Source organism: Arthrobacter crystallopoietes BAB-32, assembly GCF_000328305.2.
Taxonomy (GTDB): Bacteria; Actinomycetota; Actinomycetes; order Actinomycetales; family Micrococcaceae; genus Crystallibacter; species Crystallibacter crystallopoietes_A.
The window spans coordinates 1-13309 of record NZ_ANPE02000225.1; the positions used below are offsets into that span (position 1 = coordinate 1).

Here is a 13309-nt window from a genome sequence, read left to right on the forward strand (position 1 = left end):
AAAGGGGCCTCAGCTGAACAATGGATGGGCCGGGTCGGTGGTCCCGCCTGCCGGAGCGTCCGCCGGGGCCGCCTACTCCTCGTACTCCTCGGCGGCGCCGTGGGGATACTCGTCATCCTCGTCCGGATTCACGGCCAGTGACTGCTCGAACAGGTCCGCTTCATTTGCCTCGGGCGCCGCCGGAGGGGGAGTCAGGACGTCCTCGTCCTCCTCGGGTACCGTCGGCATCTGCTGCCACTGGAGGTCCGCTTCCTCCGCCTCGGGCGAATAAGGCTCATTGCTGGTCATGGTGCCCCTCCCTTTCCCTGCAGTAGTGTTTCCTCTGGCCCTTTCAGTTCTAGCCGCTGGAGTCCGTTACCGCTAGCCGCCTGCCACGGACTGGATGATCAGCAGTTCCTGCCCGGGCCGGACCTTGGTGCCGGTCCCGTCCAGCCCGCGGATGTCATCGCCGTCCACGTACAGGTTCACATAGCGGCGGATCTCGCCGAGCTCGTTGCGCACCCGCCGGTCGAAGACCGGGTAGTCCGCCGCGAGCCGGTCGAGCACGCCGGCCACGGTCCCAGCCCCGTCAACGGGCACGCTCAGCTCGCGCCGGTCGCCCATCACCTTCGCCAGCAGGGAAGGTACGACGACGGTGACCGCCTGTGCTTCATCCTGCGGCATCGTGTGCCCCATCGAGGGCGGCCGCCCGGACGCAGAGCACGTCGGGCAAATGCGAGGCCACCTCCACAAACACGTTGCCTTCGTCGGCGCTGGCGTAGACGCTCCCGCCGCGGGTGCCGAAGTAGACGCCCGCCGGCTCGGCCGTATCCACCGCGGCGGCATCCCGCAGCACCGCATTGAACTCCCTGTCCGGCAAACCGGTGGACAACCGCGTCCAGGAGGCACCGCCGTCGTTAGTGCGATGCACCGCAAGGTGGCCCTCCGGCGGAATGCGCTCGCCGTCCGCCTTGATCGGGACCACCCAGGCCGTCCCGGACGTGCGCGGGTGGGTGAGCATGACGAAGCCGAAGTCCGTGGGCAGCCCGTCCGCGATCGACACCCAGTTGTCCGCATTGTCGTCCGAGCGGTAGACCCCGTGGTGGTTCTGTGCGAACAGGGTGTCCGGCTTGCCCGGGTCGCGGGCGATCTTGTGCACGCACTGGCCGACTTCGGGGTTGGGGTCCGGCATGAAGTACGCCGAAATGCCGTGGTTGCGCGCGGTCCAGCTCTGCCCGCCGTCCGTGCTCCGGTAGACGCCGCCGGTGCTCATCGCCACGTGGACGGTGTCCGGATCCGCGGGGCTGGGGAGGACCGAGTGTGCGGCCGCACCGCCGTAGCCGGCGCCCCACTGCTCCTTGTCCGGGTGGTTCCACAGGCTGCGGTTCAGCTCGAAGTGCTCGCCGCCGTCGGTGGATTTCCACACCGAGATCGGTTCGCAGCCGGCCCACACCACGCCGGGCCGGTCCTCGGCGTCCGGGTACAGCTGCCAGATCCGTTCCAGCGCGGCGCCGTCCTCCTCCGCGAAGCGGATCGCGCCGTTCTCCGGCTCCTGCCACGTCTGCCCGAGGTCGTCCGAGTGGAAGACGGTGGGCCCCAATGCTCGGAGCGGGCGCCGATCAGCAGCCTGGTCCGCCCGCCGCGCTGGTCGATCCCGATGCTCGGGACCTCGTTCATCAGGAAGTGCGGCTCGGACAGGGTCCAATTGGTGCGGTCCCGGCTGGTGGCCAGCCAGAGGCCCTTCTTCGTTCCGATCGCGAGGACAGTGGTTGCGCCATTGACCATGGTCACTATTCGACCACCGGCACCGCGGGCCCGCAACGGTTTTGCGGCGAACGGTCCGAGCTGCCCCGGAAGATGCGCGAGAATGGGGGAGCCCGATCCGGATCCCTAAGGAGCCTCCAGCCAGATGCCGTCCGCCGAAGCGCAGCAGTCCCGACTCTGGCTCTGGATCCTGATCGCGGCGGGGGTGCTGACCCAGACGGCGCTCAACCTGGCCCGCCCCGTGATTTCCTACAAAATCCTCGCGCTCGGCGGCGATGCAGCGGCGATCGGCATTGTCACCGCCCTCTACGCCACGCTCCCGGTGGTGGCGGCGCTCTGGCTGGGCCGGGTGTCGGACCGTGTGGCCTCGCTGCGCGGCATGGTGGTGACGGGTGCGGTCCTGCTGGCAGTGGCCTCAGTGCTGCTGGTGCTGGCGCCCGGGATCGCCCTGATCGGCGCGGCCAGCGCGGTGCTCGGCCTGGGCCACCTGGTCTTCACCATCGCCGGACAGTCCGCCATTGCCCGCTATGCCCCGCTGGACAAGATGGACAGCGGCTTCGGCTGGTTCACTGCTGCGTATGCGGGCGGCCAGTTGATCGGCCCGCTGGTCGCCGGCCTGCTGCTGGGCAGCGGCATGGAGACCGCCGGCGCGCAGCGGATGGCCGCCATCGACCTCTCGCTCTATCTGTCGGCGGGCATCGCCCTGGCGGCCGCCCCGCTGATGCTCGCCTACGCCCCCGGACGGCCGCGGCATTCCGGCAGAGCGGCTGCAGGTGCGGCCGCTGGCAAGGGCATAAAGAACGACGACGGCGGCGCGCTGGCGGCCAAGCCGGATTCGGTGCTGTCCATCCTGCGCCAGCCCGGCGTCACCTGGAACATGCTGGCGGCGCTGGCGCTCCTGTCCATGCTGGACATCCTGGTCGCGTTCCTGCCGCTGCTGGCCGAGGAGCAGGGCGTCGCCCCGGTGGTCGTCGGCGCGCTGCTGGCCATCCGGGCCCTGGCAACCATCTTCTCGCGGGTCATCCTGCACCGCCTGCTGGGCCGCTGGACCCGCTACCAGCTGCTCGTGGCCAGCCTGGCCGGAGCCGGCGCCGTCATCGCCGCTGCGCCGTTCTTCCTGGGCAACCTGTGGCTCGCCGGAGCCAGCCTCTTCATCGGCGGCTTCTTCCTCGGACTGGGCCAGCCGCTGACCATGACGCTGATCAGCCAAGCCGTCCGGCCCGAGTCCCGCGGCGCCGCACTCGCCCTGCGGCTGCTCGGCAACCGGGTGGGCCAGGTAGTGCTGCCGCTCGCCGCCGGGCTGGTGGCCGCGCCGCTCGGTCCGGCCGGCGCCATCTGGTTCTCCTGCGCCGTCCTCGGCGTCACCGGGGCCGCCCGCTGGCTCCCCGGCGCCACCAAAGAGTAAGGGAGCGCCGGATCAGGCCAGCTTGGCACCCATGAGCTTGGCCAGGTCCACCAGGCGGTTGGAGTAGCCCCACTCGTTGTCGTACCAGGCGACGACCTTGACCTGGTTGCCGATGACCTTGGTCAGCCCGGAATCGAAGATGGACGAGGCCGGGTCCGTGACGATGTCGGAGGAGACCAGCGGGTCCTCGGAGTAAGTCAGGATGCCCGCCCACTTCGGGTCGGCGGCGGCTGCCCGGTAGGCGGCATTGACTTCCTCGGCCGTTACGTCGCGGCTGACGGTCACGGTGAGGTCGGTGGCCGAGCCCGTCGGGACGGGCACGCGCATGGCGAAGCCGTCCAGCTTGCCGTCCAGCTCGGGCAGCACGCGGCCGATGGCCTTGGCCGCACCGGTGGAGGTCGGCACCACGTTGACGGCGGCGGCGCGGGCCCGGCGGAGGTCGCGGTGCGGGCCGTCCTGCAGGTTCTGGTCGGCGGTGTAGGCGTGGATGGTGGTCATCAGGCCGTGCTCGATCCCGAACTCGTCGTTCAGCACCTTGGCCAGCGGAGCCAGACAGTTCGTCGTGCAGGAGGCGTTGGAGACGATGTTGTGCTTGGCGTCGTCGTACTCCCCGTCGTTGACCCCCATGACCACGGTGAGGTCGTCGCCCTTGGCGGGAGCCGAAATCAGGACCTTGCGGGCGCCGGCAACGATGTGCTTCTCGGCGTCGGCCGCGTCGGTGAACAGGCCGGTGGACTCGATGACGATGTCCACGCCGAGGTCCTTCCACGGCAGGTTGCCCGGGTCCCGCTCGGCCAGCACCTTGATGGTCCGGCCGTCCACCAGGAGGTTGCCGTCCTGCACCGTGACGTCGGCGGCGAGCCGGCCGGTGACCGAGTCGTACTTCAGCAGGTGGGCCAGCGTTTCCGGGCTGCTCAGGTCGTTGACGGCCACGATTTCCAGGTCCGCCTCCTGCTGCAGCAGCGCGCGGAAGAAGTTGCGGCCGATGCGGCCGAATCCATTGATGCCGATCCGGGTAACCATGGGAACTCCTTTTATTTAGTGTCTAAATTTATGTTCCATTACTATTATTCGGAACCGGACCTGCCAACGTCAAGAGGGAGCTCGTGAGCATCACCGCCAACACGCCCCAGGTGCTGCGCCGCACCAATTTGAAGGCCGTCCTGGATGTCATGCGCGGCGGCGGAACCTGCACCGGCTCCGACCTCATGGAGCGCACCGGACTCACCCGGGCCACCGTCATTGCAGTGTGCGATGACCTGGTCCGGCGGGGCTGGGTGCGCGAGCTGGTGGCCGAGCGGAACGGGGCAGCCCAGAAGGGCCGGCCCGCGCGCAGGTTCGCCTTCAACGAGGAGGCCGGCTGCGTGCTCGGACTGGACCTCGGCGTCGCCACGGTCACCGCACAGGTGGCGGACTTGAACGGCAACGTGCTCGGCCGGGCAGCCCAGCGGATTCCCGGGAAGGCGCTGGAAGCCACCGCCGCCGTCCGGCTAGAGACCATCACCTCAACCGTTGACCGGGCCCTGCAGGAAGCGGGATTACCCACGACGGCGGTGCTCGCCGTGGGGATCGGCGTCGCGACCGTCGTGGACCGGCATGGCAACATTGCGGGCGGGCATCAGCTGTCCGCGATGTTCGACCTGGGGCTGCAGACCGAGGTGTGGCGGGACCGTGCGTGGCCGGTGCTGCTGGAGAACGACGCCAACCTTGCCGCCCTGGCCGAGCGGTGGCGCGGCATCGCCCAGGGCACCGACGACCTGGCCGTCATGCTGACCGGCGAACGGCTGGGCGCCGGTCTCATCGAATCCGGACGGCTGCTGCACGGCCGCAACGGCGGCGCCGGCGAGGTGGGCACGCTGCAGCTGGTCGCCGGCGTTGGCAGCCGGGACGGCATCGCCCGCCTTGCCCGCCAATGGGGAACCCAGGCGCTCGCCGAAGGCCGGCAGACCCTGATCCGCGAGCTGGTGGGCCCGGAAACCAACCGCGTGTCCGCCCGGTTCGTCTTTGAGGCCGCGGCCCGGGAGGACGCTGTGGCGCTGGAGATCCTGGACCGCATTGCCCGGCGGATGGCGCGGGTGATTGCAGTGCTCGGCACGTTCCTCGATCCCGAGCTCGTGGTGATCGCCGGAGCCGTGGCCAAGTCCGCCGTGGCCCTGCTGCCCACGATCAACCAGGAGCTGCCGGCCCTCACCGACACCCCGCCGCGCGTGGAGGTTTCGCAGCTCGGGGATGGCATCGTTGCCACCGGAGCCGTCCGGCTGGCGCTCGACTACGTCGAAGAGAACATGGTGTCGCTGACGCCGCTGGGACAACCGGCCGTCACCTGATAGCGCAGCGGATGGGGCGTTTCCCCTAGAAGCCAGCAGGGCCCTGTGCTAGACCGGGAGGCGTCGGGACAGTCCCCGCCGGTTCCGCACCGGCCTTCGGAAGGAGCACTGCACATTGCACACAAAATCGGTTACTTCGTCGGCAGCCTCGCCTCGAACTCCATCAACCGCACGCTGTCCAAGGCGCTGATCAAGCTGGCATCCGACCAGCTCGAATTCACCGAGATCCCCATCCGCGACCTGCCCCTCTACAGCCAGGACTACGACGCGGACTTTCCCGCCCCGGCCCGCGCCCTGAAGGACGCCATCGGCGCCTCGGACGGCATCCTGTTCGTCTCGCCGGAATACAACCGTTCCATTCCCGGCGCGCTGAAGAACGCCATCGATTGGGGCTCCCGGCCGTGGGGCACTAACTCGTTCGCCCGCAAGCCCACCGGCATCATCGGGGCCTCCCCGGGCGGCATTGGCACGGCCGTGATGCAGTCCTCCATGCGCGGCGTGCTCAGCTTCCTCGACGCCCCGCAGCTCAACGCCCCGGAGGCCTACGTGAAGTTTGATCCGGAAGCGTTCGGCGAGGACGGCGAGGTCCGCAACGAGGGCACGCGGGAATTCCTCCGGCACTACATGGACGAGTACTGCGCCTTCGTCCAGCGTGTTCTGGCCGCCAACGCCCCGGGGCACATCGGCGACCAGCACCCGGACTCCTCGAAATAGGAGCCCGTACGCCCGCCCCTTTTGCTAGCGTTCGCCGCGCCGCCGGCGGGCGGGAGCGGAAGGCCGCCGTCCGCCGAAACGGGCAAGGAGAGGACTAGCTGTATTACCCACGGAGGTTAGGTAATTCCGGCGTGGGTAGGTGACGTGAAGAAGACCTCCGGGTGAGGTGGAGCTTCTAAGGTTCCATGACTCACCGGAGGTCTTCCATGTCCCACCCTAACGCGATTCTTGCGCCCAAGGGCCGCCTGCAATTAGCGGAATGCACCGTCCAAGACGGCTGGACATTACAGCGGGCGGCCGAACGCTTCCAGGTCTCGTGACCACGGCCGCACGCTGGGCGGCCCGCTACCGAGAACACGGCCAGGCCGGCATGAACGACCGCTCCAGCAGACCGCGCCGGTCGCCGAATCGGACCCCGCTGAAGCGCGAACGCCGGATTATCGCGATGCGGGTGAACCGGCGGTGGGGACCGGACCGCATCGGCTACCGGCTCGGCCTTCACCCCTCCACAGTCCACCGGGTGCTCTCCCGCTACGGGCTGGCCAGGCTCAGCTGGCTGGACCGTGCCACAGGACGCAACATCCGCCGCTACGAACACGACGCCCCCGGCGAGCTGGTCCACGTCGACATCAAGAAGCAGGGACGCATCCCCGACGGCGGCGGACACAAGGTCCTGGGCAGAGCCGCCGGGAAACGGAACAAGACCGGCAGCGAGGCCAACCGCCGGCCGGGCTACATGTTCCTGCACAACGCCGTCGATGACCATTCCCGGCTCGCCTACACCGAGATCCTGGCCGACGAGAAAAAAGAGACGGCCGCCGGATTCTGGGAAAGGGCCAACGCCTACTTCGAATCCGTGGGCATCACGGTCAAACGGGTGCTGACCGACAACGGCTCCTGCTACCGCTCCCACGCCTTCAAAGACGCACTGGGGCCCGGCATCAAGCACAAACGCACCCGCCCGTACCGGCCGCAAACCAACGGCAAAGTCGAACGCTACAACCGCACCATGCTCGAAGAATGGGCCTACGCCAAAACCTACGCCTCAGAAACCGAGCGCGTCGCCGCGTTCCCCGCCTGGCTCCACCACTACAATCAACACCGAGGCCACACCTCACTCAAAGGTCAACCACCAGCCAGCCGCATACCCAACCTCTCAGGGGAATACAACTAGGGCTGTCGAGACCTACTGGGAAGACGGCGTGTGGAAGAGCCGCCACCGCGGCGCCGACTCGCACTTTGCGTACGGCGGCTCCCGTGACCAAGCCCTAATTCTGGGCCAGGCAGCAGCGCGCAATCACGATGCAGAGCACGTGATCATCGAACCCGGCGACATCGCTGAGCACGGGGACTCTCTTCAACTAATGAAATAGCGGCGGACGCGTCGGCCGCGATCAGCCCACGGACTCCACGCACTGCCGGTCAGGGAGGAAACCTTCCTGACCGGCATCGAGCCCCTCGTTGTCGCAGTCTCCACCCCGACACCCGCTAAGGCCGGACAGTCCTTCCGGCACGCCCTGCCATAGTTGCGTGCCCCGTCCGGAACTCGACCCAGCCGACGTCCGTCCCCCAGACCTGCCTGCCCTGCAGTGAAAGAACTTCCTCTAACAAGCAGTCCATGCATTCCCGGCCGGCCATACGGGGAGCTCCTTCAGGGATCTCCCAGCCAACGGGGCGGTGGTCAAGACCAGCAAGCCGGAAGGACATGAGCTGTCCATGTGTGGTGCTGGAGCGCCAGCCGCCGTTGTGGCGTCTCGACAAACCCCTCCTGTAACGGTCCCTCCAGTCGAGGCAGCTCAGCTGCGCCGCCGTCGTCATATGCGCCGTTATCGGATTCGTTTTGAGGGAGCTGTCTAGAGTTCCGAATAATCGGAGCGCGGGTGGTCAGTGGATTACCAGGTTGATGATGGTACCGGATCGCAAGGCCGTGGCGACCATCAGTTATGCAGTCTACCGTTTGCTGAGGTCGACTCCCCGTCCTTCGCGCAGCGAGAGCACTGTGGCGGCGCCGACGAGCAATAGGGCGATCGTGTACAGTGCGAAAGCGGTCGGCCCGGCGTCGCCGAACCAGACGCCGAATCCGGCTTGCAGGTAGGCCGCGGTGCCGCCGAACGCCGCCACGCAGAGCGCGTACGGGATGGCCACACCGATGGTGCGGACTGCGGTGGGGAAGAGCTCCGCATACACCGCCGGCATGATCGAGGCGGATCCGGCGATGAAGACCAGCATGGCAGACATAGCCAGACCCAGCTGCACGGCCGAGTCCCGGACGAACCAGATGGCGGGGAAGAAGAGTAGCGCGCTGCCAATGCCGCTGATGAGCAGGACCGGTTTGCGGCCGATCCGGTCCGAGAGCCGGCCCCAGAGCGGCAGGGCCACGATGAACACCAGGTTGGCGGCCACACCGGCCCAGAGCGCCTCCGCCGCGTCGACCTTCAGCACGTTGATCGCGTAGGCCGGGGTGGAGACGCCCCAAACGTAATAGGCGACGGTCAGCCCGACCGTGAGGCCGATGACCTGCAGGGCCTGACGCCAGTGCCGGGCCAGATCGGCGAACAGGCCGCCGCGGGCCGTGGCGGGATGGCCGGAGACGACGGCATCGTGGGCGGCCGCCTCGGATGTGAAGAGTTCGGACTCTTCCATCCGGGAGCGCATGACCAGGGCGACCAGCCCGAAGACCGCGCCGAGGAGGAAGGGGATGCGCCAGCCGTAGGCGGCCATGGCGGATTCCGGCATGACGCTGGAGAGGACCGCGCCCAGCAGGGTGCCGAACATGATGCCGGCCGTACCCGAGGCGTAGATCAGCGATGCCCAGTAGCCGCGGCGGGACGCGGGAGCCATTTCCGACAGGTAAGTCTGGGCGCTCGGCAGCTCGCCGCCGTGCGCGAGGCCCTGGATGAGCCGTGCGATGAGCAGCATGAGCGACGCGCCCGCGCCGATCGAGTCGTAGGTGGGGGTAAGGCCGATCGCCAGAGAGCCGAGCGAGGCCAGGCCGACGCAGAGCGTCAGCGATGCCTTCCGGCCGACCTTGTCGCCGATCCAGCCGAAGATGAAACCGCCGAGCGGTCGGGCCACGAAGCCGACGGCGAAGATCGCGAGCGTGGCGAGGAAGGCGCTGGAGGGGTCCTGTTTGCTGAACAGCTGGGAAGCGATGAAGGAAGCGAAGGTGGCATAGATGGCCCAGTCATACCATTCGACGGCGTTGCCGGCACCGGTGCCGATCAGCGTCTTGATGATTTTCGACCGGGGCGGGCGGATCTCGGGGACGGACGCGTCGGCCTGCTTGGCGATGTGGGGGCGGGGGAAAGGCATCAAAATCTCCTGGGAAGGGGGAGCGGCTGAGGGGAAGTCGTGGTCAGGCGGACGCGAGTCGTTCGAGCGCCAGTCGCGCGTAAAGCGCGGTGCCGTCGGCCAGCACGGCGTCGTCGAAGACGGCGAACGGCGAGTGGTTGTAGGCGGCCTCGGTCGAGTCGGTGCCTTCCGGCACGGCGGAGAGGAACAGGAACGCCCCCGGCACCTCGGCCAGGACGCGGGAGAAGTCCTCCGAGCCGGCCAGCGGATTGGCCAGCTCCCGGTAGCGCTGGGGGCCGAAAAGCTCGTCGACGGCGTGCCGCGCGAAAGCGGACTCGGATCCGTCGTTGAGGGTCAGCGGATACTCTTCGATGTAGTCGACCGTGGCCTCCAGTCCGTGGCCTTCGGCGATGGCGCCCAGCAGCCGCGGGATCGAGGCTTTCAGCCGAGCCTTGGCCTGTGCGGAGAAGGAACGGATGGTCGCTTCGAAGCGGGCCGTGTCGGGGATGACATTGCGCTTGGTGCCCGCCTGTAGCATGCCGACGGAAATCACGACCGGGTCGAACACATCGAATTGCCGGGTGACCATGGACTGCAGCGCCATGACCATTTCCGCGGCGACCGTGACCGGGTCCTTGGCAGCGAAGGGCGCCGAACCGTGTCCGCCTGCCCCGTGTACGGTCACGACCAGCCCGTCCGAAGAGCTCATCACGGCGCCCGGTCGGGAGAGGAACGCCCCGCTCTCGCCGAGCGCGCTCATGACGTGCAGCGCGTAGGCGGCATCCGGTCGGGTCCCGGCGGCGTCGAGGACGCCTTCGCGGATCATGACCCCGGCTCCATCGAAGCCTTCTTCGCCGGGCTGGAACATCAGGACCACGTCGCCGCGCAGCTGGTCCCGCCGGGACGAGAGCAGGGTCGCCGCACCGACAAGCATCGCCGTGTGCAGGTCGTGGCCGCACCCGTGCATGGCCCCCGGGATCTCGGAGGCGTACTCAAGGCCCGTCTTCTCCTGTACCGGAAGGGCGTCCATATCACCGCGCAGCAACACTACCGGGCGCTGCGTTCCGCTGGCTGGTGTTCCCGCCGTTCCTCGCAGCACTGCCGTGACGGAGGTGGTGTCCGTGCCCGTGGAGATCTCGTAGCCCAGACCGTCGAGGGCCGTCAGTACCTTCTCCTGGGTGCGTGGAAGATTCAAGCCGATCTCCGGCTCGCGGTGCAGGCGGTGGCGCAGGTCGGTGATATCGCCGGCCAGGGCCGCGGCGTCTTCACGCAGGGCGATAGTCAGGTCGGCGGAGGAAGCGGGCAAAGCCAAAACGGCCCCTTTCGCTGGAAAACAGATCCCTTGAGTGTGACGTGCCCTCGCTCACTTGGTCCCATTAAACTGAGAAAATTGCATTATGCGACCACTAAACCGAAGGATCATGCATGGAGCTGCCCGCAGAGGACCTCGAACTGATCCATGCCCTCCAACTCGCTCCCCGGGCCACCTGGGCCCAGCTCGGCTCGGTGCTGGGCCGGCACCCCGCCACCCTGGCCGCCCGGTGGGAGCGGCTGCGCTCGGACGGCCAGGCCTGGGTCACCTGCCATATCGGAACCGCCGAAGGCCAGGGGTGCGTCACCTTCGTCGGCATCCAATGCCGCCCCGGGCATCGGACGAAGGTACTGGAACGCTTATGCGCAGTCCCCGAGATCGGAACCATCGAGGAAGCGGCCCGGGCGTGGGATTTGCGTCTGACCGTCCTGACGCGCAGTTGGGAGCAGGTGGCCAGGGACGTGCTGCCCCTGGTGCGCACCGATCCGGACATTCTGCGCAGCCAGGTGACGCTGGCGACCAGGCTTTACTCTGCCGGGAACAACTGGCGCCTGGATGTCCTGTCCCCCGAGCAGCAGCGCCGCATTGCTGCCTTGCATCCCGGCGTGGTGCGCCCTCCCGGGGCCACACCTCCGACACTGCCCCAGCTGATGACCGTGCTGGCCGGGAACGGGCGGGCCTCGGCAACCGAGATCGCAGCTGCAACCGGTACCCATGCGACGACGGTGGCCCGGCATCTGCGCCAGGCCCTGGAGACCGGCCTGGTGGCAATGCGCTGCGAACTCGCCCAGGATTACTCGGGCTACCCGATCGGGTGCCAGTGGTACGTACGCGTTCCGCCCTCGCAACTGGAGGCTGCGGTCAGCTATCTGCAGTCCCACCGAACCCTGCGGCTGTGCGCCGCGACCACAGGAGATGCCAACCTGACGTTCTATCTGTGGCTGCGTACCCCTGGCGCCATCGCCGACGTGGAAACCGGGCTCCAAAAGGCGGCGCTAGGAGTGCAGGTCATCGAGTCCGATGTCGGGGTGCGTACCCACAAGCGCACAGGATGGATGCTGAACGAGGATTCCACCGCCACCGGCGAAGTGGTCGTCGGCACCACTGCCGACTAAAGGTAACTCCACCGGAACGATTCCAGCTTCTGGGTAAAAAACTCAACGTGCAGTGTGCGAACTTCCGTCGGCGTGCCGCGTGGCGGTTCTAGTAAGCCATGGGAATCACTTCGGCGAAGGTGCCGTCCTCGTTCAGCCTCGCCCCGTTGTATTTGAAGGTCCGCAGTACGATACGGCGGTCGTCGATGGACAGGCCGGGGACGGCATCGAGCAGTTGCTGTTCCACTGCCGGGAGGTCCATGGGGTTGTTGAGCCGCACAACGATATGGATGTTATTGACCCCCGTCACAGTCGACATCATGCGCAGCGCGGCGACCTTCTCAAAGAGCGTTCCATTGATTCGGGCGATGTCAGGCAGCGCCATGGTTCCCCACAAGATGGCGCTGATACTGCGACCGGAGCCGCGGCGCGCGACGTCGCACCGGACGTTGATGTACCCCCCGCTGATTACCCACGGCCGGCATCGAAGACACGGTCGCCTCCGGATCGGCCCGCATCCGCCTGCTCGGCGCCCCGGCCGCCGCTACGGCCGAGGCCACCGGTGGCAAGCCCGACGTGGCCATCTACGCCAACAACGTCGTGGCCGCCGGCCGTGTCGAGCTGTTGACCTTCCTGCGCGAACAGGCAGTATCCATCACCGCGCACCGCTTCGGCACCCCCAACCATCTCTCCGACGCGGTTATCTGATTCGACTGGCCGGTTCCATGGAGACATCGATGAACGCGATTCCCAAGGGGAGCGAATGACGACAGATACCCGCATTTCCATGGCCAGTACCCCGGCCGTTGCAGTCCTGGAGCCTTCCAGTCCGCTGGAGGAGGCCAAGGCCCAGCTGGCCGGGGCGGTGGGTGTCCTGGGCTACGGGGAGGGGCTGCACAAGCTGCTGGCCACCCCGCGCCGGGAGCTGACGGTGTGGATCCCGCTGCGCCGGGACGACGGGTCCACCGAGGTGCTCACCGGCTACCGGGTCCAGCACAATTTCTCCCGCGGCCCGGCCAAGGGCGGGCTGCGCTATTCCCCGGCGGTGGACCTGGACGAGGTCCGCGCGCTGGCGATGTGGATGACGTGGAAGTGCTCGCTGCTGGATTTGCCCTACGGCGGGGCCAAGGGCGGGATCACCATCGACCCGCGCGGCTACTCCCAGGCCGAGCTGGAGCGGGTCACCCGGCGCTACACCAGTGAGATCCTGCCGATCATCGGGCCCGAGCACGACATCCCGGCCCCGGACATCGGCACCGACGAGCAGACCATGGCCTGGATGATGGACACCTACTCGGTCAACGTCGGCTTCACCGTCCCGGCGGTGGTCACCGGCAAGCCGGTCTCCGTCGGCGGCTCCCTGGGCCGCGCCTCGGCCACCTCCAAGGGCGTGGTGACCGTGGCGCTGGCCGCCCTGGCCCAC

The 13309-nt window shown here is 67.8% G+C and carries 11 protein-coding genes and 3 pseudogenes; 7 read left to right on the plus strand and 7 right to left on the minus strand.

The features are described 5' to 3' along the window. Positions 1-72 precede the first annotated feature (72 nt). The 3 genes and pseudogenes from D477_RS17365 to D477_RS17375 form a co-directional block, all read right to left on the minus strand. On the minus strand, positions 73-288 hold the full coding sequence (locus tag D477_RS17365) for a hypothetical protein (RefSeq protein WP_005272673.1): 216 nt from the start codon (positions 286-288) through the stop codon (positions 73-75). A 72-nt stretch (positions 289-360) separates the two neighbouring features. Beyond that, on the minus strand, positions 361-663 hold the full coding sequence (locus D477_RS22050; protein ID WP_005272674.1) for a MoaD/ThiS family protein: 303 nt from the start codon (positions 661-663) through the stop codon (positions 361-363). Further along, positions 650-1764 (minus strand): annotated as a pseudogene (locus D477_RS17375) (WD40/YVTN/BNR-like repeat-containing protein). The gene D477_RS22050 and the pseudogene D477_RS17375 overlap by 14 nt, the downstream one beginning before the upstream one ends. 124 nt (positions 1765-1888) lie before the next feature. Between D477_RS17375 and D477_RS17380 the strand changes: the two are divergent. After that, positions 1889-3148: an MFS transporter gene (locus D477_RS17380; RefSeq protein ID WP_005272678.1), complete on the plus strand. Its 1260-nt coding sequence runs from the start codon at positions 1889-1891 to the stop codon at positions 3146-3148. Positions 3149-3160: 12 nt separating this feature from the next. Here the strand turns inward: D477_RS17380 and gap are convergent, their stop codons facing one another. Next, complete coding sequence (gene gap, locus D477_RS17385; RefSeq protein ID WP_005272680.1) at positions 3161-4171, minus strand: type I glyceraldehyde-3-phosphate dehydrogenase; 1011 nt, start codon at positions 4169-4171, stop codon at positions 3161-3163. A gap of 83 nt (positions 4172-4254) precedes the next feature. On the opposite strand from gap, the gene D477_RS17390 reads away from it, so the two are divergent. From D477_RS17390 to D477_RS17400, 3 genes and pseudogenes are all read left to right on the plus strand, one after another. Next, on the plus strand, positions 4255-5475 hold the full coding sequence (locus D477_RS17390) for an ROK family protein (protein WP_005272682.1): 1221 nt from the start codon (positions 4255-4257) through the stop codon (positions 5473-5475). Between the two features lie 114 nt (positions 5476-5589). After that, a complete protein-coding gene (locus D477_RS17395) occupies positions 5590-6189 on the plus strand; it encodes an NADPH-dependent FMN reductase (protein WP_043847525.1) in 600 nt (199 codons plus the stop codon). A gap of 206 nt (positions 6190-6395) precedes the next feature. Then, positions 6396-7363 (plus strand): annotated as a pseudogene (locus D477_RS17400) (IS481 family transposase). Positions 7364-8139: 776 nt separating this feature from the next. On the opposite strand, the gene D477_RS17405 reads toward D477_RS17400, so the two are convergent. After that, entirely contained in the window at positions 8140-9501 is a 1362-nt protein-coding gene (locus D477_RS17405) for an MFS transporter (protein ID WP_005272690.1), read from the minus strand. 43 nt (positions 9502-9544) lie between these two features. Then, positions 9545-10759, minus strand: a complete 1215-nt coding sequence (locus tag D477_RS17410) for a M20 metallopeptidase family protein (protein WP_424580027.1) — start codon at positions 10757-10759, stop codon at positions 9545-9547. 146 nt (positions 10760-10905) lie between these two features. On the opposite strand from D477_RS17410, the gene D477_RS17415 reads away from it, so the two are divergent. Then, a complete protein-coding gene (locus tag D477_RS17415) occupies positions 10906-11907 on the plus strand; it encodes an Lrp/AsnC family transcriptional regulator (protein ID WP_005272694.1) in 1002 nt (333 codons plus the stop codon). Positions 11908-11995: 88 nt separating this feature from the next. On the opposite strand, the gene D477_RS17420 is transcribed toward D477_RS17415, so the two are convergent. Next, the gene (locus D477_RS17420) at positions 11996-12271 is read right to left on the minus strand and encodes a hypothetical protein (protein WP_005272696.1); all 276 of its coding nucleotides are present in this window, start codon (positions 12269-12271) and stop codon (positions 11996-11998) included. 125 nt (positions 12272-12396) lie between these two features. On the opposite strand from D477_RS17420, the pseudogene D477_RS21930 reads away from it, so the two are divergent. Together D477_RS21930 and D477_RS17425 are read left to right on the plus strand one after the other, a co-directional pair. Further along, positions 12397-12594: pseudogene (locus D477_RS21930) on the plus strand (hypothetical protein); the annotation flags it as partial. A gap of 55 nt (positions 12595-12649) precedes the next feature. Beyond that, positions 12650-13309 (plus strand): Glu/Leu/Phe/Val family dehydrogenase (locus tag D477_RS17425; protein WP_005272699.1); only part of this gene is annotated, 660 nt, incomplete at its 3' end.